At 33.6% G+C, this 23,277-nt stretch carries 24 protein-coding genes; 14 read left to right on the forward strand and 10 right to left on the reverse strand.

Annotated features, from left to right (window positions below; genetic code table 11):
* Nucleotides 1-17 precede the first annotated feature (17 nt).
* The 12 genes from AB3G33_RS15670 (at nucleotide 18) to AB3G33_RS15725 (ending at nucleotide 10,456) form a co-directional block, all read left to right on the forward strand.
* Nucleotides 18-1,274, forward strand: a complete 1,257-nt coding sequence (locus tag AB3G33_RS15670; RefSeq protein ID WP_367771355.1) for a voltage-gated chloride channel family protein — start codon at nucleotides 18-20, stop codon at nucleotides 1,272-1,274.
* 69 nt (nucleotides 1,275-1,343) lie between these two features.
* Complete coding sequence (locus AB3G33_RS15675; RefSeq protein ID WP_367771358.1) at nucleotides 1,344-2,351, forward strand: bifunctional oligoribonuclease/PAP phosphatase NrnA; 1,008 nt, start codon at nucleotides 1,344-1,346, stop codon at nucleotides 2,349-2,351.
* A 6-nt stretch (nucleotides 2,352-2,357) separates the two neighbouring features.
* Nucleotides 2,358-3,041, forward strand: a complete 684-nt coding sequence (gene gldI / locus AB3G33_RS15680; protein WP_367754516.1) for a gliding motility-associated peptidyl-prolyl isomerase GldI — start codon at nucleotides 2,358-2,360, stop codon at nucleotides 3,039-3,041.
* A gap of 19 nt (nucleotides 3,042-3,060) precedes the next feature.
* Nucleotides 3,061-4,185: a peptidylprolyl isomerase gene (locus tag AB3G33_RS15685; RefSeq protein ID WP_367771361.1), complete on the forward strand. Its 1,125-nt coding sequence runs from the start codon at nucleotides 3,061-3,063 to the stop codon at nucleotides 4,183-4,185.
* Nucleotides 4,186-4,226: 41 nt separating this feature from the next.
* Nucleotides 4,227-5,408 (forward strand): peptidylprolyl isomerase, encoded by a 1,182-nt coding sequence (locus AB3G33_RS15690; protein ID WP_367771364.1) that lies wholly within the window; start codon nucleotides 4,227-4,229, stop codon nucleotides 5,406-5,408.
* A 382-nt stretch (nucleotides 5,409-5,790) separates the two neighbouring features.
* Entirely contained in the window at nucleotides 5,791-5,955 is a 165-nt protein-coding gene (locus AB3G33_RS15695) for a hypothetical protein (protein WP_367771366.1), read from the forward strand.
* 160 nt (nucleotides 5,956-6,115) lie between these two features.
* Nucleotides 6,116-6,667, forward strand: a complete 552-nt coding sequence (locus tag AB3G33_RS15700) for a hypothetical protein (protein WP_367771367.1) — start codon at nucleotides 6,116-6,118, stop codon at nucleotides 6,665-6,667.
* Nucleotides 6,668-6,821: 154 nt separating this feature from the next.
* Complete coding sequence (locus AB3G33_RS15705) at nucleotides 6,822-7,724, forward strand: DoxX-like family protein (protein WP_367771370.1); 903 nt, start codon at nucleotides 6,822-6,824, stop codon at nucleotides 7,722-7,724.
* Nucleotides 7,724-8,407, forward strand: a complete 684-nt coding sequence (locus AB3G33_RS15710) for a DUF4166 domain-containing protein (RefSeq protein ID WP_367771373.1) — start codon at nucleotides 7,724-7,726, stop codon at nucleotides 8,405-8,407. Before AB3G33_RS15705 ends, AB3G33_RS15710 begins: the two co-directional genes overlap by 1 nt.
* A 206-nt stretch (nucleotides 8,408-8,613) precedes the next feature.
* Complete coding sequence (locus AB3G33_RS15715) at nucleotides 8,614-9,075, forward strand: hypothetical protein (protein WP_367771375.1); 462 nt, start codon at nucleotides 8,614-8,616, stop codon at nucleotides 9,073-9,075.
* A 188-nt stretch (nucleotides 9,076-9,263) separates the two neighbouring features.
* Nucleotides 9,264-9,953 carry a helix-turn-helix transcriptional regulator gene (locus tag AB3G33_RS15720; RefSeq protein WP_367771378.1) on the forward strand — a complete coding sequence of 230 codons (690 nt, stop codon included), beginning with the start codon at nucleotides 9,264-9,266 and terminating at the stop codon, nucleotides 9,951-9,953.
* Nucleotides 9,954-10,036: 83 nt separating this feature from the next.
* Nucleotides 10,037-10,456 (forward strand): VOC family protein, encoded by a 420-nt coding sequence (locus AB3G33_RS15725; protein WP_367771381.1) that lies wholly within the window; start codon nucleotides 10,037-10,039, stop codon nucleotides 10,454-10,456.
* A 343-nt stretch (nucleotides 10,457-10,799) separates the two neighbouring features.
* Here the strand turns inward: AB3G33_RS15725 and AB3G33_RS15730 are convergent, their stop codons facing one another.
* Nucleotides 10,800-11,240: a hypothetical protein gene (locus AB3G33_RS15730; RefSeq protein WP_367771384.1), complete on the reverse strand. Its 441-nt coding sequence runs from the start codon at nucleotides 11,238-11,240 to the stop codon at nucleotides 10,800-10,802.
* A gap of 317 nt (nucleotides 11,241-11,557) precedes the next feature.
* On the opposite strand from AB3G33_RS15730, the gene AB3G33_RS15735 reads away from it, so the two are divergent.
* Both AB3G33_RS15735 and AB3G33_RS15740 read left to right on the forward strand, forming a co-directional pair.
* Nucleotides 11,558-13,453 (forward strand): heavy metal translocating P-type ATPase, encoded by a 1,896-nt coding sequence (locus tag AB3G33_RS15735; protein WP_367771387.1) that lies wholly within the window; start codon nucleotides 11,558-11,560, stop codon nucleotides 13,451-13,453.
* Nucleotides 13,454-13,655: 202 nt separating this feature from the next.
* Nucleotides 13,656-16,157 carry a PAS domain S-box protein gene (locus AB3G33_RS15740; protein WP_367771390.1) on the forward strand — a complete coding sequence of 834 codons (2,502 nt, stop codon included), beginning with the start codon at nucleotides 13,656-13,658 and terminating at the stop codon, nucleotides 16,155-16,157.
* A 1-nt stretch (nucleotide 16,158) separates the two neighbouring features.
* Here the strand turns inward: AB3G33_RS15740 and AB3G33_RS15745 are convergent, their stop codons facing one another.
* The 9 genes from AB3G33_RS15745 to AB3G33_RS15785 all read right to left on the reverse strand — a co-directional run bounded on the left by AB3G33_RS15745 (nucleotide 16,159) and on the right by AB3G33_RS15785 (nucleotide 23,252).
* A complete protein-coding gene (locus AB3G33_RS15745; protein WP_367771392.1) occupies nucleotides 16,159-16,764 on the reverse strand; it encodes a GNAT family N-acetyltransferase in 606 nt (201 codons plus the stop codon).
* Nucleotides 16,765-16,790: 26 nt separating this feature from the next.
* Entirely contained in the window at nucleotides 16,791-17,150 is a 360-nt protein-coding gene (locus AB3G33_RS15750) for a hypothetical protein (protein ID WP_367771394.1), read from the reverse strand.
* A 125-nt stretch (nucleotides 17,151-17,275) separates the two neighbouring features.
* Nucleotides 17,276-18,454 carry an AIR synthase related protein gene (locus tag AB3G33_RS15755; RefSeq protein ID WP_367771396.1) on the reverse strand — a complete coding sequence of 393 codons (1,179 nt, stop codon included), beginning with the start codon at nucleotides 18,452-18,454 and terminating at the stop codon, nucleotides 17,276-17,278.
* Nucleotides 18,455-18,641: 187 nt separating this feature from the next.
* Nucleotides 18,642-20,135, reverse strand: a complete 1,494-nt coding sequence (locus AB3G33_RS15760) for a carboxypeptidase regulatory-like domain-containing protein (protein WP_367771399.1) — start codon at nucleotides 20,133-20,135, stop codon at nucleotides 18,642-18,644.
* A 57-nt stretch (nucleotides 20,136-20,192) separates the two neighbouring features.
* Nucleotides 20,193-21,569: a CsgG/HfaB family protein gene (locus tag AB3G33_RS15765; RefSeq protein WP_367771401.1), complete on the reverse strand. Its 1,377-nt coding sequence runs from the start codon at nucleotides 21,567-21,569 to the stop codon at nucleotides 20,193-20,195.
* A 4-nt stretch (nucleotides 21,570-21,573) separates the two neighbouring features.
* A complete protein-coding gene (locus AB3G33_RS15770; protein WP_367771403.1) occupies nucleotides 21,574-21,972 on the reverse strand; it encodes a curli production assembly/transport component CsgF in 399 nt (132 codons plus the stop codon).
* A gap of 13 nt (nucleotides 21,973-21,985) precedes the next feature.
* Nucleotides 21,986-22,300 carry a CsgE family curli-type amyloid fiber assembly protein gene (locus tag AB3G33_RS15775; RefSeq protein WP_367757961.1) on the reverse strand — a complete coding sequence of 105 codons (315 nt, stop codon included), beginning with the start codon at nucleotides 22,298-22,300 and terminating at the stop codon, nucleotides 21,986-21,988.
* A gap of 11 nt (nucleotides 22,301-22,311) precedes the next feature.
* Complete coding sequence (csgH, locus tag AB3G33_RS15780; RefSeq protein ID WP_367771406.1) at nucleotides 22,312-22,710, reverse strand: curli-like amyloid fiber formation chaperone CsgH; 399 nt, start codon at nucleotides 22,708-22,710, stop codon at nucleotides 22,312-22,314.
* A gap of 2 nt (nucleotides 22,711-22,712) precedes the next feature.
* Nucleotides 22,713-23,252: a hypothetical protein gene (locus tag AB3G33_RS15785; protein ID WP_367771409.1), complete on the reverse strand. Its 540-nt coding sequence runs from the start codon at nucleotides 23,250-23,252 to the stop codon at nucleotides 22,713-22,715.
* Between the last annotated feature and the right edge of the window lie 25 nt (nucleotides 23,253-23,277).

The raw sequence follows: 23,277 nt of genomic DNA on the forward strand, positions 1-23,277 counted from the left end.
TCTTTCTATTTAAACGCATGAATTTAGAAAAAATTAAAAAAATAATTGTGCTCGGTCTCAAATGGATTCTCATTTGTATCCTGCTAGGCTTTTTCTCTGGTTCAGCCTCAGCTCTACTATTAGTTTCTTTAGAATGGGCAGCACAATATAGAGAACAAAATAGCTGGATTATTTGGCTTTTACCAATCGGCGGTTTACTTATTGGTCTTTTGTATCATTATTATGGAGCATCAGTGGTGCGAGGCAATAATTTATTGCTAGAAGAATACGAGACACCTAAAAAGACCATTCCATTAAAAATGGCGCCTTTTGTACTTTTTGGAACTATTGTAACCCATCTTTTTGGTGGTTCAGCAGGACGTGAAGGAACGGCGGTTCAAATGGGAGGTTCTATTGCCGACCAATTTACCAAAATCTTTAACTTAGACCCAGCCGAAAGAAAAACATTAATTATATTAGGAATTAGCGCGGGTTTTGCCTCCGTTTTTGGAACGCCATTAGCAGGTGCAATATTTGCTTTAGAAGTATTATATTTTAGTAAAATTACATCCAAAAGTATTGTTTTGTCTTTCCTAGTGGCTTTCCTTGCTTACTTTACAGTAGAATTATGGGACGTAAAACATACGCATTATTCTATTCCTATCACTCCCGACTTTGGGTTTGAAAAACTGCTTTGGATCATTCCAATAAGTATTTTGTTTGGACTTGCAGCCATGCTTTTTTCCAGAAGCACGCATTTTTGGGGAAATTTATTTTCGAAAACAATACCATACCCACCACTACGTCCTTTTGTAGGCGGACTACTTTTTGCGGTGGCTATGTATTTCATCAGTACAACAAAATACTTGGGTTTAGGAGTTCCTATTATTGTTGAGTCCTTTTCAAAACCAAGTGAATATTATGACTTTTTACTGAAAATTTTATTCACAGGATTTACTCTAGGGGCAGGATTCAAAGGCGGTGAAGTTACCCCACTTTTCTTTATAGGTGCCACATTAGGGAGCACTTTATCCCTTTTTGTACCACTACCCATAGCACTTTTGGCTGGAATGGGATTTGTAGCTGTTTTCTCGGGAGCAACACATACTCCAATAGCTTGTACCGTTATGGGTATGGAACTTTTTGGAGTAGAAAGCGGCATTTATATTGGACTTGCTTGCTTTATAGCCTATTTCGCATCAGGTCCTATAGGCATCTATCATTCTCAAATAGTCAAAGGACCCAAATATCATTTGTACGAAAAATTTAAAAGAAGAAATTTAGATAATTTCTAATATCTAAAAAGCATGTTAAATTGCAAATGATTAAAAACTTTACATTAAAAAAATGTAATTTCGCAAACTATGAAAACACAAGACATTCAAGCAGTACAAATACTATTAGCAACACCAAAAAAGATAGCAATCATCCCACACAGAGGTCCTGACGGAGATGCTATGGGTTCAACTTTAGGTTTGTATCATTTTTTATTAAAAAATAATCACCAACCAGTAGTAATTGCACCAAATGAATTTCCCGATTTTCTAGCTTGGCTTCCTGGGTCTGAAACCGTTAAAATATTTGAAAAAGACAAAGAAAACTGCACTAAAATACTTGAAGAAGCCGATTTGATATTCACATTGGACTTCAACGCATTACACCGTGTAGGATCAGAAATGGAAAAAGTACTAGCAGAGATGAAAGCACCATTCATCATGATTGACCATCATCAAAAACCAGATGATTATGCTACAGTCACTTATTCTGATACTTCATTTGGATCTACTTGTGAAATGTTATACAACTTCATTGGGTTTTTAGCCAAAAAAGAAGCTATTGATAAAACAATTGGAACTTGTATTTATACTGGAATTCTAACCGACTCTGGTTCATTTAGATTTCCTGGAACTACCGGAAATACCCACCGAATTGTAGCTGATCTAATCGATTTAGGCGTTGAAAACACCAAAATACCAAATTTACTTTTTGAAAACAGCTCGTACAGTCGTTTACAATTATTAGGAAGAGCACTTCAAAACATGAAAGTATTGACAGAACACCATACTACCTACACGACGCTTACTCAGGAAGAATTAAATACTTTTGAACATGTAAAAGGGGATACAGAAGGAATTGTAAACTACGGATTAAGTATAAAAGGAGTTGTATTTACGGCTATTTTTATTGAAAATAAAGAAGAAAAAATCATCAAAATATCTTTCCGTTCCCAAGGGGATTTTGATGTGAATGAATTCGCCAGAGAACACTTTAATGGAGGTGGTCATCGTAATGCTGCAGGAGGAAAATCAGACGTTTCAATGAGTGAAACAGTCCGTAAATTTGAAGATTTAGTAACAAAATTAACGATATAGTCCAATATGAAATATACCTATTTAATTGTAATTACACTCTTTTTATCTGGACTAATTTCCAGCTGTAAACAGCATCAAGAAGCCAGAAGACCTATTTCACATACGTCTGGGACTTTCATGAAAAAATCAGTGGCTAGAAATAAAAAACTAGTAGCGACTGAAGAAGATCAAATCAAGACACTAATGAAAAGCAAACCAACTGTTGAATATTTTTCTTCATCAAAAGGGTATTGGTATTCTTATGAAATAAAAAATGACATTGATACAATCAGTCCAAAAAAAGGAGATATTGCTTACTTTGATTATGAAGTAAAAGACCTTGACGGCACTATTATTTACTCTCAACTAGAATTAAGACCTCAGGTTTATCATATCGACAAAGAAGATATCATGATGGGATTAAGAGATGGGATTAAACTAATGCATAGAAATGAAAAAGTAAACTTTCTTTTCCCTTCTCATATGGGTTTTGGGTATCATGGAGACAATAAAAAAATTGGGGTCAATCAGCCTTTACTTTGCACTGTAACCCTACGTGATTTTAGACCTGAATCAACTTATAAAAAACAAGCAGAATTAGAGACATTATCTACTGACAATACTTTAAAAAAGGTAAATAAAGACACCACTCCAAGGTCTCAATCCGCCGTAAAAAAGACGATAACTCAAATAAAAGATACCTTAAAATAATTCGTTAATTAATATCAATATGAAAAAAAGCATCCTATTTGTATTACTTGTACTTGCTACCTTGACATCCTGTAAAGATGAAAACAGTAATCTTCCTGATGGCTTATATGCCAAAATAGAAACAAGTAAAGGAACAATCATTCTAGCCTTAGATTACAAGCAAGCGCCTATTACAGTGGCTAACTTTGTGACTTTGGCCGAAGGAAAAAATGACTTTGTTACCAATGATAATCTTAAAGGAAAACCTTTTTTTAATGGTTTAAAATTCCACAGAGTGATTAAAGATTTTATGATCCAAACTGGAGATCCACTAGGAACAGGATCTGGAGACGGTGGTTATAAATTCAAAGACGAATTTAACGATTTGCGTTTTGACAAAGGAGGTATTATGGCCATGGCTAATAATGGTCCAGCAACAAATAGCAGTCAGTTTTTCATCACTCATGTTGCCACTCCATGGTTAGACGGGAAACACACCATTTTTGGTCATGTAGTCGAAAACGGAATGGAAGTGGTTAATAAAATTGAGCAAAATGATTTTATAAAAAGTGTAACCATCATTAGAAATGGTGAAGCAGCAAAAAAGTTTAATGCTGTAAAAACATTTTTCAACTATTTTTCTGTTGAGTCAGAAAACCAAAAGAAAAAAATGGAAATCGATGCTCAAAACAAAAAAGCATACGATGAAAAATACAAAGATGTTCGAGAAGATAAAGTAAAATATTTCAATGCTTTAAAGAGTAAAGCGACTAAAACTTCAAGTGGTCTTAAATATGTAATCACTAAGAAAGCCGGTGGTAAAAAACCAGAAAAAGGGTCAACGTTATACATTCATTATGCAGGTTTCCTAGAAGATGGCCAACTTTTTGATAGTAGTATTGAAAATGTAGCACAAACTTTTGGAAAATACGATCAAAACAGGGCCAATCAAGGCGGATATCAACCTATTCCATTTCAAGCGGGAAAAAAAGATGGCATGATTCCGGGCTTTATTGAAGGATTAGAAAAATTATCTTTGGGTGATAAAGCAATTTTATTCATACCCTCGCATTTAGCTTATGGCGCAGGTGGTGCAGGAGATGTTATTCCTCCCAATGCAAATATTGTTTTTGAAATAGAGTTATTAGATCCTAGTGCAAAATAATAAATAAGACCAAAAAAAGGCAGACCTTAATTTAAAACAAGATGAAATTTAAACTTTTAATTTTAGTGTTTTTTGGAGTATTAAATACCCAAGCTCAAAACACAAAAAAAGCCGTTACTACAAAAAAAACAGCTGTATCTACAACAAAAGCAGTTGTTAAAGCACCCGTTGCTATTGAAGGAATTTTTGCAACGATTGCAACAAATAAGGGAGATATTACCCTGCAACTAGAATACCAAAAAGCGCCCATTACAGTGGCTAATTTCATTTCACTTGCGGAAGGAAAAAATGCTTTTGTAACTGATGAAAAATTAAAGGGAAAACCATTTTTTGACGGTTTAAAATTCCATAGAGTAATTAGTAATTTCATGATTCAAACTGGAGACCCAACTGGAAGTGGTGCCGGTGGAACTGGATATGCGTTCAAAGATGAATTTACCGATTTAAAGTTTGACAAAGGCGGTGTTTTAGCCATGGCTAATTCTGGTCCAGCAACAAATTCGAGTCAATTTTTCATAACGCACAAAGACACACCCTGGTTAAATGGCAAGCACACCATTTTTGGTCATGTAACTCAAGGAATGGATATTGTTAATAGTATTGCTCAAGAGGATGTAATTACTAAAGTGACTATTACACGAAAAGGAGCTGCTGCTAAATATTTTGATACATCAAAAGTATTTGCTAACTACTATGAAAACAAAGCAGAGGATGCAAAAAAACAAGCTTTAATTGAAGCCGAAAAAGTAAAAGCTACTAATGAAAAGTATGCAGGCGTAATTGCGGCTAAAGTAGCCTACCTTGCTGCTGCCAAAGCAACTGCTACCACTACTCCATCTGGTTTGACTTATAAAATCATACAAAAAGGGACAGGAGTAAAACCAGTTGATGGCAGTACATTCTACTTCCATTATGCCGGTTATTTTGAAGATGGAACTTTATTTGACAGCAGTTATGAAGAAGTAGCCAAAGCATACGGAAAATATGATGCCAATAGAGCCGCACAAAACGGATACGCCGCCTTTCCTTTCCAAGCAGGGAAAAAAGACGGAATGATCCCAGGTTTCTTAGAGGGATTAAGCGTAATGTCTTATGGTGACAAAGCAATACTTTTCATCCCTTCTAACTTAGCTTATGGAGAAAGCGGTGCTGGTGGCGTTATACCTCCCAATGCCACTTTAATTTTCGAATTAGAAATGTTTGAAAAACAACCTACAAAATAAAAAGAGTCCTCTTTATTCATCACAACCGATTTGCACCTGCAAGTCGGTTTTTTTTTATGCTTATTTTGGGCATGCCCCAGCTTCCACTCCTTTCCAGCAGGGTCGGGCTGTACGTTATAATCTTTTATTACACTACGTTCCATAAAAGGATTTCCACTTCCATCCCTCATGCAACCCCACGATAAAGAAATACACTAGAAAATCAACACCCCTATTCACCTCTCTTTTAATAAGAGCCATTTAAATAATAATCAGTCACTTCAATCGTTTAGTTAGTAAGAAAAAACTGCGTTTACCTTAAAAAATCCTTAAAAGATGTATATATTTGATGTTGCTGTGAATATTCTTGCCGAATTTTGCGCTGAAAAATCAGAATAAAATCGTGAAACAGAAAATATTTTGGTTGAATTTAAGTGATGCAGTTTGCGTCCAAATGGATTGTAGCGAAATCGTTAAACAGAAAGGAATTCGCTTCAATAATACTGATGCAGTTTGCGGCGAAATGTATTGCGGTGAAAAAAAGAAATGCGAAAAGAATGATTATTAATGAAACACACACAGCAACAATCATTTTGAGCTAGCTGGAGTTTAGTGCAATTACCGATTCGCATTATATTTTTTGCAAAGCCGAAAATTAAAAGATTACGAATCTCAAAGCAGCGAAACTTTGGCAGTAATATTACCTATCAAAAAACAGGAAATTCCGTATGAAAAGACAATTATTTATTATGTTCATTTTGACACTTTTAATATCTTGTGCAAAAAAAGAAAAAGATTTTGACTCTTTCGAGTATTCGTTTGGTGGAACTTTCTCAACTCTATTTTCAATAAAATTCACAGAAAACGACACGATTTATTTAAGAGAACATTGGAATGTCTCAGAAAGATATGGGAAAAAATTTCCAAAAGCTAAAACAAATTATTATGCAATACTTACAAAAGAACAAAGAAATCAATTACGTGAATTATTAAAAAAAATAGATTTTAAAAAAATAAAATCAGAATATAATCAAGATTATGTTGACGGAAGTGCATATCAAATAATTATAAAAAAAGATACTTTTAAAAAAAGTGTTTTTGTTCACAGTCATAAAGTTCCCAAAGAATTAGATTCTCTTTCAAGGTGGATTTATAGGACAAAAGAAAATTTAAAACTAATTGAGACGAGTAAAAATTTTGATTTTGCAAGTATTAATGGAATTTTACCGCCGCCTCCACCGCTGCCTCCAATAAAGAAAATAATATTAAATGAAAAATAAATACTCACAGCAACAACCATTTTGAGCTAGCTGGAATTTAGTGGAATTATCGTTTCGCATCAAGTTTTCGTTAAGCAGAAAATTGAGCGGTTACGAACTTCCAGCCATCTCAAAGTGGCAAAACGTTATGCATCATTTAAAAAGACGACAGTAATTGAAAAGACGACCTCTATATATTGAAACCAAAATAAAATGTGACTTTGACACTTTGTGGACGAATACGCAAGAACCTTCTATTCATCAACAATGGGACTTACGGTTTACAGAGATTGAATACTTACCAAAAAATGACCCGACAGACCCGCAAAAATTTCTATACTCAACAAAAGTTGGCTTGGGAATTAAGGTAGACGGAATCGGAGAAAGCGTTGCGACTAAAACCAAAGACAACGGGGAAAGCACATCAGTTTTAAAATTTTCATCAGACAGTAAAATTTCATTAATCAAACAAGGTTCAGGCTATTGGAAATATGTTCCTGAAGCAGACGGAATAAAATTTTTTACAGGTTATGACTATGAAACACGTTGGGGACTTTTCGGAAAAATCATTGACAAATTTGTTTTCAGACCATTAATGATTTGGGCAACTGCTTGGAGTTTTGATTGCCTGAAAAATTGGATTGAAAAAGGACTTCACCCAAAGCAAGCTTTAAATGCTCAAATTTCTGTTTTGCTTGTGAATTTAACTTTAGGAATTATTTGGATTTATCAGGGACTAATTCCAAAAATACTTTTTACTGACACAGGTGAAATTGAAATATTAAGACAATCAGGGTTATTTAATGGAAACGAAGACAATATTTTGACCATCATAGGAATTGCGGAAATTGCTTTTGGAGTTGCATTGATTTTTATTCATAGAAAAGTTCTTCAGTATTTAAATATATTAGGACTGTGTCTTCTCTCAGTTGGAGCAATTTTTAGCGACTTGATGATTTTTACACTTCCATTTAACCCATTTTCGCTAAACATATCAATGATAGCTCTTTCGATAATAGCAATTTTGAATTTCAGCAATTTACCAAAGGCTTCAAATTGTATCACAAAACAGAAATAATGAAATCAATATACCAACAAGTTTTAGGTTCGGACTTTGACAAACTTCATCCACAGATTCAAAAGCGTTTTGGCTTCAACAGCAATGACAAAATTGCCTCGATTGGAAAAGGAGTTATGCAAAGTGTTTGGTATGGAAAACCATATACACTTCCGTTTCTATACATTGGGACATGGAGAAACATTATGTTTCCGCAGAAAGGAAAAGATATTCCTTTCACAATTGAAAACTACGCATATAAAGACAAATTTGGAAGAGAAACCGTTACTTGGGTTCGTAAATATCAATTCCCAAAGCGAGTAAGAAGATTTGACGCAACAATGATTTACAGCGAACAGAGAAATAGAATTGTTGATTACTTGGGCACACATCAACATCTTGCAGTTGACATTGAAATGACTGTGGCGGAAAACGGTGGTATAAAATTACGGTCAGGTGAACAAAGATTTTATGAAGGTTTTTTAGACTTTAAATTTCCAATGCTATTTTCAGGTGAAGCGAACGTTTGTGAATGGTATGACGATAAAGAGCAAAAATTTAAAATCTCTGTAGTGGTAAGAAACAAAACTTGGGGAAAATTATTCGGCTATGAAGGAACTTTTGAGACTGAATACATAACCGTGAATTCAAAAGCGGACATACCAAAAGACGTTTTGCCAGTAAGAGAAGAAATAAGAGAATAGAATGAAAATAGAAAGAAAAACGCCCTATAACAGCACCTACCCAAAAGTGGCGGTTCAGTGGTTAAATCAAGCTTTGTGCTTCTATCAAAGTTTCTGCTTGGTTGACAGTGAAGTGCTTCGAAATCGCCACCTTCGGGTAGCTGCAAACCGTTGTGAGTAATGCAACCGTTAAAAAGAAACTTCTGTCTTTAATGAAAAAATTAAACTTGAAACTTATACTAATTCAATTGTTAGGGATTTTCTTTTTTATTGAAGGAATTCAGAAAATTTATATCGCATCTGACGCTGAAAGATTTATGTGTTTACTGAAGTATGACGTAAACTCAGAATGCTGGAAAAATTTAAATTCAACTTTCACAACTCTTGGAGATTTTTTAGCTAAAAGAGCATATTGGAGTTTTGGTGCATTCGTAATTGGAATATTAATTATTTCATTGATTAACTTGAAAAATAAAAAACCTTTTCTGAATACATTATTTGTATTCTTACTTGCATTTTTAATTTTCCCAACTGGTATTTTTTTTCGTGGAAAAATAAGTGACTATTTCAACTATTTCGGCGCTTTATTCACTAAAGATTATCAATACTCATTTATTATCAGTGGAATTATTTTTACTCTAATTGGAAGTCTACTAATGTGGAAAAGTTACCGAATTGAAACCGTATAATATGCACTACTCACAACAGCCACTACAACGGATTTGGGCATTTGACTTAATGGAAAAATGGTCTTGTATTTGGGATGATTTGGCAAATCCGAAAATAGGGCTTAATTTAGTCCCAAACCCGCTGTAGTGCCAAGACGTTGGGCGTAATGCTACCAGCAAGTGTGCAAACATTAATAGTCAGACAAAAAATGAACGAAAACGACACAAAACGACTTTCACGACTGACTGCAATTTTGACCCAACTGCAAACAAGACGACTTACCACTTCAACAAGTCTTGCTGACAGATTCAATGTTAGCGTAAGGACAATTTACCGAGACATTAGAGCATTAGAACAGGCAGGAGTTCCAATCATAACAGAAGAAGGAAAAGGATATTCTTTAATGGAAGGCTACAAAATTCCACCAGTTATGTTTACAGAAAGCCAAGCCAATGCTTTAATTCTTGCCGAAAAATTGGTTCTAAAAAGTAAAGACTCTTCTTTTATAAAAGATTATACCGAAGCAATTGAAAAAATAAAATCTGTCTTGAATTATACTGTAAAAGACAGAGTAAATCTGCTTTCCGACAGAACCATATCAGGCGAAAATCTTGAAAAACTAATAAACAGCAACAATTTATCTCATTTGCAACTTGCTATAACCAACCTTGATTTAACGGAAATTGATTATACAAATGAAAGTGGCAAATCAACAAAAAGAATCATTGAGCCATTTGCACTGATAAGAACAGAAAATTGGTTGCTAATTGCTTGGTGTCGTTTACGGCAAGAATTCAGATTTTTCCGTTTGGATAGAATTACAAAAACGCAAGTCCTTTCAGAGAAATTTGAACAACATAAAATGACTTTACAAGAATATTTTGATAAATTTCACTAACATATTTTGACCCCTGACATAAGGCTGTCACTTAACCATTTTACATTTGCATCATAAACTTTTTAAAAAAATAAAAATAAACTATGAGCGTTCAAACAACACCACATTTCAACTTTCGCGGCGAAGCTCGCACAGCACTAGAATTTTATCACTCAATTTTTGGCGGAAAGATTAGTATTGCTACGTATGCCGATATTAATGCAGTTGAGGATCCTTCACAAACAAATTTAGTTGCTTTTGGCGATGTCAAAGCTCCAAATGGTTTTCACATTATGGGTTACGATGTACAACCTTCCAAAGCTTTCGACAAAGGTATAAATCCTTTCTATGTAACCCTTCACAGTACTGAACCGGAAGAAATTAAAAAAGGTTGGGAAGCTCTTGCTAAAAATGCGAAGGCTATTCTAATTCCTTTCGGTCCTGCGCCTTTTGCACCACTATACGGAATGCTGACTGACCAGTTCGGAGTTACTTGGATTGTCGGTTTAGTCCCCGAAGATTAAAATAATAACGTTATTTAGTCATTATTTAATAATGTTAATAGTATATAAATTTATTGAAAGCATAAATTGACAAAAAGAAAGCACTACGCCCAACAGCCGTTTCTCGCAATTGCGAATTTTGTGGAAAGTTCACGTTCACGTTTCGTAGAAATATTATCTTAGGGAAAATTAGTTATTTATTTTATAATGCAAACTAAAGGCGAAATGTCCATCAAATTGTAAAATACTTGCAGACTTACATATTTAAAAACTGATTTTTCTCCAGTTAACAGAACATTCTTTAAATGTAAAACCCGATACAGCTAGCTGTATCGGGTTTTGTATTTAATGGATCGAGTAGGATTTATTTTTTACCAAATTTCCAGTCAAATTCATCCTTTTGATTGATGATGGCACCAATTTCAAACTTTACAACCTCATCATATTCCGTTTGAAAAATAATCCAATTCTCTTCGTTAAAATAGTTTTCAAAAGTATCAAATTCTTCCTGAGTAAATTTAGTAATCCCTTTTTGAGCAAGTTCTTTCTTTACATCACTTATTTTTCTACCAATCACCTTATTCCCGAATAATTCCAAATCAGGACTTGAAGCAACCATATAACCCAATTTAAATTCTTCTTCTTGATAAAAAGTCAAACGTATTTTGTGAGTATTATAAGCAAAAATAACATTGTCATCTTCGTCTTTGTAGTTTCTATCTGGTTTACCGTAAAGAGCGGTAACGTCTTTTTGTTTCATCCCGAAAATGAGCTTATCAATTCCGTTTTTTAAGTTTATTTTCATATCAAAGTATTTGATTGCAAAGTTCGCAAAGTTTTCAGCAAAACCAACTACCTTTTTGAGTAAAAATACAAAGGCATGCAATGTATTCGACCGAATTTGTAATCTACAAACGCTTTTTCATACTGTCAAACTAAAATTTTAAGTTAAATTGCAAGAGGTATAAATAATAAGAAATAGATTATTTTTATATTTAACTATTATTATAATTTTAGTTCAAAAATTTCAAATAAAAAGGTTTCTCTTCCTTAATAACTCACTTTTTCATTAACGTTATTTCCATATTGGAACGTTGTAAAAAAAATAAAAAAAGTATTTTTATGAAACTCCCCATCAAAGACAAAAAATTTATATTCCTTCTTTTTGCTATTACAATTGTCATTATTTTGGAAATCCTATCCATCATTGGCATACATATTCCTATGCCTTATGGACCATTTATTTTTGCTTTTTTCATTATCGGCATTGGGTACGAGGTGTTAATCAATGGGTTCAAAGCGCTATTTAAACTTAAATTCAGTAGCATTAATCTACTAATGACTATTGCTGTTATTGCCGCCTTTTATTTGGGCGAATATCCTGAAGCAGCTGTAGTAATCGTTCTTTATGTTTTAGGCGAAAGACTGGAAGATATAGGACTCGAAAACTCTAAATCAGCTCTGGATGAATTAACTCGTAAAGCTCCTAAAACCGCCTTTGTAAAATTAGAGAACCAAAATATTCCTATTAGTAAAATTGCTGTAGGAACAATTATACAAGTTAAACCAGGTGAAATGATTCCCCTTGACGGAAAAATAATTTCAGGAGAAACCATGATTGATGAAACAGCAATCACTGGAGAACCTTTACCTAAGGACAAACATCCTGGCGATATTATATTTGCTGGGACATTAAACAAAAATAGTTTTATAGAAGTTGAAACGACCAAATTATCCATAGACACTACTTTTTCTAAAATTATCCGACTGACTTTCGAAGCAGCGGCTTCCAAAAGTGACACTCAAAAATTCATTCAGAAATTCTCGCAATTTTACACGCCTACCATTATAGCGTTGGCTGTTTTAGTTTTAGTCATCCCCGTTTTTATACTTCACTTGGATTTTGATCTTTGGCTAAAACAAGCCATCACTCTGCTAGTCATTGCCTGTCCTTGCGCTTTGGTGATCTCTACGCCTGTTGCCATATATGCCGCTATAGGGAATGCTTCCGCAAAAGGGGCACTGGTAAAAGGAGGGAAATACATAGAAGGAATGGCCCGAATAAAAGCAATCGCATTAGATAAAACCAGAACAATCACTTACGGGAATCCTATAGTGACTGATGTATTTCCTTTGAATGGAACCAGTAGAGAAGAATTGCTGGCTTGCACCGCTGGAACGGAGCTATTCTCTGAACATCCATTGGCACAAGCGATTGTTACTGCCAGTAAAAAAGAAGGTTTTGAGCCACACAAAGCGGAAGGGTTTAAAAGTATTATGGGCAAAGGAGCTATTGCCAAATGTTTGGTTTGTGAAGATGAAACCGTATATGTAGGAAAAATGGAATTCATTAAAGAATACCATGAGGTCACTGACGATGCCGAAAAAATTGTGGAACAACTGGCTTCCGAAGGAAAAACTAGTGTCGTGATTAGTTTTGGTAAAGGAGTAGCTGGAATCATTGGTTTGACTGACGAAATAAAACCAGACAGTATCAAGGCCATAAAACAATTGCAGGCCATGAATATAGAACTTATAATGCTTACTGGAGACAGTAAAAAAGCAGCACATTATGTCGCAAAACAAGTAGGAATCGAGAAGATATTTGGTGGCTTACTTCCTGAAGAAAAATCCAGCAAAATAAAAGACCTAATCCATCAATTTGGTGATGTAGCCATGGTTGGTGACGGAATAAATGATGCCCCTGCTCTGGCGCAAAGTACTATAGGAATTGCAATGGGAGCCGCAGGAAGTGATACCGCAATTGAAACAGCAAATATTGCTTTATTGAATGATAATCTTTCTCTAATTCCGTTTTTAATCCAACTTAGCAAAAAAACACTTATTAGAATCAAAAGCAATACAATTGGAGCTATTGCGGTGAAAGTTATTTTCATAACATTAGCTTTTCTAGGATATAGTAATTTGGTTTTCGCGATTGCCGCTGATGTAGGAGTTACTTTAATTGTAATCTTATTGAGCTTAAATTTGATGAAATTTAAAAACAGTGCTACCTAAACATCTCTTCTTATAAACTGTTACTTTCATTTTTATACTATTTAAAAGGTAATAGTCAAATAACTTTCATCAAAACGATGCAGCATTTCACGATTAAAAAATTAAAACCCGAATGAATAAATTCAATATAATTCACTAACTTTCATAGATATAACATTCCCTTTTTGGGTTTTATTTAAATTAAATATAAAATCACTAGTCTATGAAAATTTCTTTTGAAAAAAAAATATTCTTAGGGTTTGTCATCAATGTATTAGTAGTAATTGCATCAGGGTTAATTTTCATAAATCGACTTGATACAGGGCGAGATATCACTAGGGACCCAGTTTTTGACTGGGTTGAACTTTCATTATTTATACTATCTATCGTACTCCTTATTGTGGTCTATATTATTATTAGAACCCAATTGAAAGCAAAAACAGAGTCACAAAACTTACTCAATCAAAACCGACTCTTACTGCAATCGATAATTGACAATACATCAAACCCCATTTTTATAAAAAAAATTAATGGAGAATATTTGTTAGTCAACAAACAATTTGACTCTTTATTTAAAAACCCCACTGAAACAATTATTGGCAAAACAGATCACGACCTTCTACCCGAAACCATAGCTGAAGACTACCGGAACTCTGACCTTGAAGTAGTAAAACAATTAAAAGAGTTAAAAACAGAAGAAGTTATTACGCAAGAAGATGGCAAACACACTTATATTGCTGTGAAATTTCCATTGTACGATGCCAATAATAGGATATATGCTATAGGGGGAATATTAACTGATATTACAGCACGAAAAAAACTAGAAGATTCATTACTAGTTTCTGACAAGTTTTTCAATATGTCTGCGGAAATGATGGTTATCGCCTCGTTTGATAAATTTATCAAAGTAAACCCTGCAACAATTGAAATACTAGGATATTCAGAAGACGAACTACTAAGTCAGCCCTTCTTAAATTTTGTACACCCAGAAGATAAAGTTAATACCGCATCTGAAGTGGTCAAACTAAAATCTGGAATGAATTCTATGCAATTTAAAAACAGATACATCTGTAAAGATGGTGCTATAAAATGGTTACAATGGTCTACTTATTCCGAAATAACTTCTGGCTTATTGTATGCGGTGGCCAGTGACATAACTCCCTTAATTGAAAAAGAAATTGAATTAAAAGCAGTAGATAAATTCTTCAATATGTCTTTGGATTTCATGGTGATAGCACAGAAAGATAAATTTATAAAAGTGAATCCCGCTACTAGTACCATATTGGGTTATACAGAAGAAGAGTTAACAACTGTTTCTTTCCTAAAATATATTCACCCTGACGACATTGAAATTACAAACGAAGAAATAAATAAGCTTGAAAATGGTGCTACAATAATAAAATTTGAAAATCGATGGATTGCAAAAGAAGGATCGATCAAATGGTTAGTGTGGAATGCTGCAGCAGATATTGAAACGGGTTATTTATATGCCGTTGCCAGAGATATGACTTCACAAATAGAAACACAAAAATCTTTATTAATAGCTGAGAAATTTTTTAATATGTCTTATGACATGCTTGCCGTAGGAAGTGGAGACTATTTTATAAAAATTAATCCTGCTTTTACGAGAACACTAGGGTATGAACAAAGTGACATGGACCATAAAACTTTTTTATCTTTTACGCATCCTGAAGACATAAAAGCTGCTACTGAAGCTATCAAATCTTTACAAAAAGGAAAATCATTAATCAATCTTAGAGCTCGTGCTCGTTGTAAAGACGGAACTTATAAATGGTTGGATTGGACAAGTACAATTGACATTGAGACGGGAAAAATGTTTGCAGTTGCAAGAGATGTAACTGAAATGGTTAAATACGAGGAATCCTTAAAAGTAGCCGATAATTTCTTCGATATGGCTTTTGATATCTTATCCATTTCTAAAGAAGACCAATTTATTAAAATAAATCCTTCTTTTACAAAAACATTGGGCTATGAACAAAAAGATCTCAACAACATAAAATTCACTGATTTAATACATGCTGATGACAAAGTTTTGGTAGAAGAAGAATTTAATAAACTCTTGAAAGGAACCCTCATGATTAATTATAAAAACAGGACTCTTTGCAAAGACGGAACCTACAAATGGTTAGATTGGCATTGTAATTATGATGCCAAAAAAGGGTTGATTTATTCCGTTGCAAGAGATATTTCGGAAGAGATTCGATTAGAAAATGAGGAAAAAGTAATTATAAATGATTTGTATGAAAATGAAGAAAAATTACGCTTAATCCTAGAAAACATAGGGGAAGGTGTTATCGTTGCTAATGCAAATAAAGAAATCGTAATGGCCAATTATATGGCCAATGAAATTTTTGGAATTGAAGAAGACGAGAATATCCCTTTGAATATTACCGATCATTTTGATTTGTTCTTTCCTGATGGCAGAACTATATTTCCATCCCAGAATCTTCCCATGGAAAAGGCCTTAAATGGAGAAGTAACTAATGATATTGATGTCATCCTTTCGGACTCAGAAACGCATGAAAGAAGACGCGTTTTGATTAGTGGAAGACCCTTGATAGATCAAGAGAATAATGTAGTTGCTGCAGTTGTAACCATAAAAGATATTAGTAAATACAAACATCTAGAGGAAGAGTTACAAGAAGCCGAAACTAAATATCGAAAGTTAATTGGGTTTAAAAAAGACGAAGAAAAAAAAGAATAGATTAATTCTCAATCTTTTTTAATAAATTTGGTTTGACCTCTTCAAACCATTCGTTTCGTAGAATACTCAAAATAATGGAATCTCGTCTCTTTTCACTACCCACATTTATAGGCATGTGGTTTCTAAGGATTCCTTCTTCCTTACATCCTATACTTTTCATGGCAGCAATACTTCTCTTATTGTTATTGTCGGCACGAAACTCAACACGCTCCATGCCTAGGGTTTCAAAAGCAAATTGTAACAGCAAAAATTTACATTGTTTGTTAAGTCCAGTGCCACGAAATTGTTCTCCATACCAAGTATAACCCAGTTGTAGCGTTTTGAAATCTAAGTTTATGTCGTAGAAGCGAGTGCTTCCTGCGTATTTTCCTGATTTTTTATCAAAAACGATAAAAGGAAATTGGTTTTTATTCTCTCTTCCTTTTACTGCCGATTGAATATAATTCAACATATTTTCTTTTCCGTCAGCACGGATTAGAGAATATTCCCAAGTAGTAGGTTCATTGATGGCAAACTCTAGTAAATTTTCTAAATCACTTTCTTGAAGGGAACGTAGTAAGACATGATTATTTTCAAGAATTACCTGCTGAGAAAAGTTTAAACTCATAGTCAATTATTTAAAATACGGATAAACTATTCACTCATTTCATCGTAACGCTCTGGAACTTGTGGGTCATATAGCGGACATTTAAATTCCTCCATTAGATTTACCAATTTATCCATTGTACTTCCTTGGGTACCGTAGCAATCAATTTTTATACTTTGAGGTGTTGTTCTAACGTGAAAAGCTCCTACTCCGTCGTTGTTTTTCCAACTTTTATCATCTACTTTTTCCCATTTTGAAAATACCGATGCGATGCGATTCAAGATCACTTGAACTGGAAGTTCTTCTAGTCCTTCAATTGCTGCTTGTTCTTCGGAAATGGATTCATAAACCAAGTGATGGTTTAAATATACTTCCTCTAGGTATTTCCAAAATACTAATTCGTACATGATATTTATTTTTTAGCCCCGATAGTAGCGGCATCTCCCGATTTAGAAAAACAAGGCTTTTTAGCCTTAGTTTTTATTATCGGGAATACAGCGGATAGCGGGATTAGCTTCTTATTTAAAAACTATTAGTATTCAAAAGTTCCGTATACACTACTGATAGTTAATTTCTTACTATCGGCAGCTTCTACTCTTCCTACGATTTGAGCATCCACATTAAATGATTTTGAAATTGCAATAATATCCTGTGCAATTGCCTCAGGAACATATACTTCCATACGGTGACCGCAGTTAAAAACTTGGTACATTTCTTTCCAATCTGTTTTGGATTGTTCTTGTATCAGTTGAAAAAGGGGTGGAACTGGAAATAAATTATCTTTTATAATATGCAAGTTTTGTACAAAATGTAAAATCTTAGTTTGCGCTCCTCCACTACAATGCACCATTCCGTGAATGTCAGCAGATGAGTATTTATCTAACATTTTCTTGATAATAGGTGCATACGTTCTTGTTGGCGAAAGTACTAATTGCCCTGCATCGATAGGTGAATTTTCAACTGCATCAGTCAGCTTCACTTGACCAGAATAGATTAATTCCTCAGGAACTGCTGCATCAAAACTTTCTGGGTATTTGGTTGCTAGATATTTTTCGAAAACATCATGACGTGCCGATGTTAAACCGTTACTTCCCATTCCGCCATTATAGCTTTTCTCGTAGGTTGCTTGACCAAAAGAAGCCATTCCTACTATGACATCACCTGCTTTAATGTTAGCATTATCAATCACCTTAGAACGTTTCATACGAGCCGTCACCGTAGAATCTACAATAATGGTACGTACCACATCTCCTACATCGGCAGTTTCTCCACCTGTAGAATGAATGCTTACACCAAAAGATTTTAACTCCTTGATTAACTCTTCGGTTCCATTTATAATTGCTGATAAAACTTCACCTGGAATTAAATTTTTATTTCTTCCAATGGTGGAAGAAAGTAAAATATTATCGGTTGCTCCTACACACAATAAATCGTCGATATTCATGATCAAAGCATCTTGAGCAATTCCTTTCCAAACAGAGATATCTCCAGTTTCTTTCCAATACATATAAGCTAGAGACGATTTGGTCCCCGCTCCATCCGCATGCATAATCAAGCAATAGTCTTCATCTTGGGTTAAATAATCAGGAACGATTTTGCAAAATGCCTGAGGAAATAATCCCTTGTCAATATTTTTTATAGCATTATGCACATCTTCTTTGGATGCTGAAACACCGCGTTGTGCATATCTTTTTGAAGTATCTGAACTCATGTAGTCTAGTTGTGTAAGCTGTTTTTAAGCAACTGGGTTGTGCGGCAAAGATAATTATTTTTTTGGGTTTTGCCTATTGGGATATAGGAAGTGTTTCAGGAAATAATAGGTCCTTAACTAAAAAATAAAGTGCAAAAAAAATGCCTATCTAAAACCGATAGGCATTTATAGAACACTGTATTTTATTTTATTCCCAATCCGGCATACTCGCGTTGGAAAAAAGTATTGTTCTTGCCGCAACAGTACTATTACTAGAAGGAACTTGTTTTACTATGTTTTTTGTTGATAAGCCATCATTGGATGTATTTACAAAAATGTATTCCGACTCGCTTGGAGAATATCGCACGTCCAAATCTAAAGTACCTGTAGGTTTATCTAATCCAATATCAGTAGTTATCCCAGTACTAAAGACATACTCATAAATCCTAGTGTCTAGCTGTCGATAATTGGCATTTTCATAACCTGAAATATCTCTCGTGAAAATTAATTTTTGCCCAGTTACTGAAAAATTCAGTCCTCCTAAAGCGCCATCAATTCCAGATAAAACTTGATTTATTACCGTTCCGGAAGTATTAATAACCCGTATTTCTGCATTATAACCACTCGCATTATTAATTTTCAAAGCAATTTTTGCACCATCAGTACTCCAGTCACATTCCGAAATAAATCTTCCGTCAGGAGTTTGATACATTTTAGTTAAGCCACTTCCATCTTTATTTATCCGATATAATTTATCAAAATAAGGATAGATAATTTGACTTCCTGATGCATTCCAAGAGAAATTTATAAACTCCGAATTAAATCCTGCAATGGGAACGGCATTCGTCACTTTAAAAACTCCAGATCCATCCGGATTCATAGTGTAAATATGATTTTGTGACCCACTTGATCTAATAAAAGCAATTTTTTTAGATTGTGTATTTTTTCTAGGCCTCCAACTATTGGTAGCAGAATTGGTAATTTGTAATTGATCGCCTGAATCATTACCTGAATAAATTACGTTATTGTCATTTATATTTTTTACAAATAAAAATCGAGCATTAGGTAAAGCCAATGTAGTAAATGTATGTACCGCACTCAATACTACTGGGTTTATTCCGTCTGAAGCTGATACTTGCCAATAATATTTGGTATTGTAGGTTAGATTTTTTAAGTTGTAACTGGGTTGAGCAACATTAGAGTAAACAACAACATCAGTATTCGCATCATTTCTTAATGTAATTTCATAGGTTAATGCGTCATTTTCAGGATCAGTGTCAGTCCAACTTAAATTCAATTCTAAATTTTGATTTACAGCATTGTCCGCTGGAGTGACTAGTGCAGGAGTTGTTGGAGGTTTGTTATTGGTGGTTGCTAATTTGAGTTCGAATACTAGATCTGTTGTGCTATTAATATTTACTGTTCCTGATTCAAATTTAGCTAGATAATTGTCTTTTTGAGCTTCAAAGGAGTATTGCCCTACTTTAATTTTAGGAATAGAAAAACGACCATCACTATCTGTAAAAACAATACTTGAACTTGGATTTGAAAAAACCTTTACATTCTCTAAAGGTTCAAATGTCACTGCGCTCACTACTCTTCCATTAACTGTCCCAAAATCTTCTCCTGAAATTTTTTCCTCACTACAAGAAAAGAAAAGAATTAAAAGAGACAGGCTTAGTTTTATATATATATTTTTCATTTTTTTAATATTAGATTTTAGGTAATAGAAAATTATTTAAGATCAGAAGATCTACAATTATTTAATTTGAATTTTATCTTTTTTCTTGGCAAAGTAATAGGTCAGCCCTACCCCAAAACGGTAATAATAATCATCCCGTACTCCTCTTTTTATATAATCGATATTATCACTAAAATTCAAGTTATGTTCCCCATACATTTTTATACCAATTCTATCTGAAACTAGATATTCAAGCCCTAGCCCATATTGCACTTTTGTATGGAAATTTTCAAAATCCTTATTCATACCAAAACCACCTCCGGCAAATACATAAGGAGAAAATTTATCTTTAGGTAGTAAAATAAATTCGGCATTAAGATCAAATGTTGCATACCATTTATCGAAACGGTCTTTATTAACGAGATTTATAGCATTTGTAGAAGCACTCAAATTAAAACTTGGTGTTAAAAAATATTTTAAAGCCCCACGCCCCATTGGGCGCAATAATGGATTTGCATAATCTCCATCCATTAAGGTAACACCACTTCCAAACTCGATTGCAAATTTTGACCTTCTATCCGTTAATTTTCTACCATATATCGCCGTTGCATCAGCATCTTCATTTTCTTTTTGATATTTTAACATTACAGAGTCAATCTCTTCTTTAGGCACATCAGCTTCCCAAATACCATCTTTAATTCCTTCCATAACAAGTGAGGCTACTGCTTTTTCTATAGCTTCAGTAACTGCCATTTGAATGGGTTCATTTGTAGTATAGCCCGTTTCTACTTCCAATAGTCTTTTAAAATTTACATATTTAAATAAACTTTGATCAATAGCTTGCGATAAAATCGTTTTAGAAATATAAACGGATTTAAGTATCTTCCCATTTGCAGTAGAAACCATACGTAGATATATCGTAACTCTATCTTGTCGATATTTTACAGAACCTCCTGTACCAAAATATCGGGCACCAAAACCACCTGTAATAATATTAGAATCATACGAAATAATTCCTCCTTCAAGTAATACCCCCGCATATAATAAAGGGGATATTTGAGGTGCTTTAGGGTCTACATTTGCTGTATATTCTTGTCTAGTGGAACGGATAAGATTTCTCTCTTGAAGTAAGTTTCCTATATTTTCACGCTCTATAGGAACAAACCATTTTGAGTCTTCTAAAGCTTTAATTAAAATTGATGTCGCTCCTTGAGTTACGGCTGTACTAAAAGTACTTCCATTTTCGGAAGCTTTATATTGTCCCGTTTGGTCTCTAAATTTATAAATCCCTACTACTATAGGCTCTTTAGCTTTAGGAAGTCCTTTTAAAAGGGATGTTGCAGGAGTACTTTCGCCAATAACTGCTTTCTCAATACCTGTGGGTTGGTTATAAAAAGCACCGCAACCGATAAATAAAAAAATAATAGGAAAAATTAAATAGGATTTGAATTGCATAATATTAATTTGGGATAATAACTTGAGTTTGTTCACCTGTCGTGGTATCTAAAATATCAACAGTCAATCCTCCAGAGGAAGGATAAATCTCAACTGATAAACTACCAAAAGTGTAGCTTCCTGCCGAAAGACCTTGTGAACCAAACTGCTGGGTATATAACGATCTTGAGATTTGGTTTAATAGTTGCGAATTCAACTGATCAGCAAACTTTTCTAAATCCGTTTTAGCAGTTGTTGCTGATGATGTTTCTTTAAATTTATTTTGCGATTCAGCTGAACTAGCCAACCATTGATAATTAAATGTATCACCTCCAAAAGCTGGATTTCTTGGTTTATAAACTAAATCCTGCGCATTCACCGACATAGTCAATAAAACTATTATTAAGGAAAATAAGAACTTCATTTTTTTCATAAACTTAATATTGCGTAAAATATTTATTTTCTTTTTCTAAATTTTTTAAATAGGAATATGTAGCATAAATTGATTTTTGCACCATATTGTTTAAGTACTCTTCATCCGGTTTTGCCATAAATTCATAAATGGTTTCATTATTCATACTGATAACCAATTTAGTATTTCTTGCAAAACTTAATTCTTCACTTATTGAAACTATATTGGGTGCATTTATTTTATACTCATTGTATTTATAGTAATATAAATCGTAAAAATCTTTTCCTACTTTAGTTTTAGTTTCATCTATTACAATTCCTTTTAATTCAAAACCGTCAATTGGTAACGATTCTACTTTTTTTTTTCAGTACCAAGTACAATTCTATCCTTTCCAATTAGCTGCTTATTTTCATCGTAAAACAATAACAAAACAATAACCTCATCATCTTTACCTACATTTACTTGTGTCACTGATAATTTTTTATTTTCACTTGGTTCCAATGAAAACAACCCTTCTTGAGCATTATTAGATTGATTATTATTGATGTTGTTTTTTTTAATTACAGATAATTTATAGGACAAACTTTGAACTATTTCTGATAAATTTTCAGCTGTTCCAGTTATTTTAATACTTCCTTCAATTTCTTCCGTTTCAATTTTGGCTTTTACTACCGTATTTGAAATTTGAGAATAAGAAAGGGAAGAGACCAGTAAGACTATTACTCCTAAAAATTTCATACCTTTTTTCATAATTATTTATTATTTATAATAATTACAGCAGCACCGTTTCCAGATTGAATAACCTTCATATTCTCAGAAATTGAATTTGTACCATAATTCTGGATATTTTGATTACTACCTTGTTGAATGAGCTCCATATTTACATTATTATTTGCGTACATCGAAAGGTCTTTAATTGAATTATTTTGACCATCTTGAACTACCTTTTGCTTGATTGAGTTTACTTCTTTATCTAATTCTAATTGATTATTATCTCCATTTTGGACAATATCAACCTTAATAATCGCTCCTTTTAAGTTAAGATTAAGATTATTATAGTCCCCTATTTGCTTGATATTTAACCCCCCAGATTGAATTAAATTTTCAAAAGGTGTTTCTTTTTTTGAAGTAAGATAATTTTCAGAAACAAATTGAAACGTTTTTTCTTTAGAGTCAAAAGCAGAAAACCCAGATTCATCGTGTCCTAAACTTCCCTTGTTTTCTTGACAGAATACTAAAGAGGAAGATATAATAACAAAAAACAACAACATTCTTTTAATTGAAAGTATCATAAATATTCTTTTTAATTAATACTGA

It is taken from the genome of Flavobacterium sp. WC2421, from assembly GCF_040822115.1.
Lineage (GTDB): Bacteria > Bacteroidota > Bacteroidia > Flavobacteriales > Flavobacteriaceae > Flavobacterium.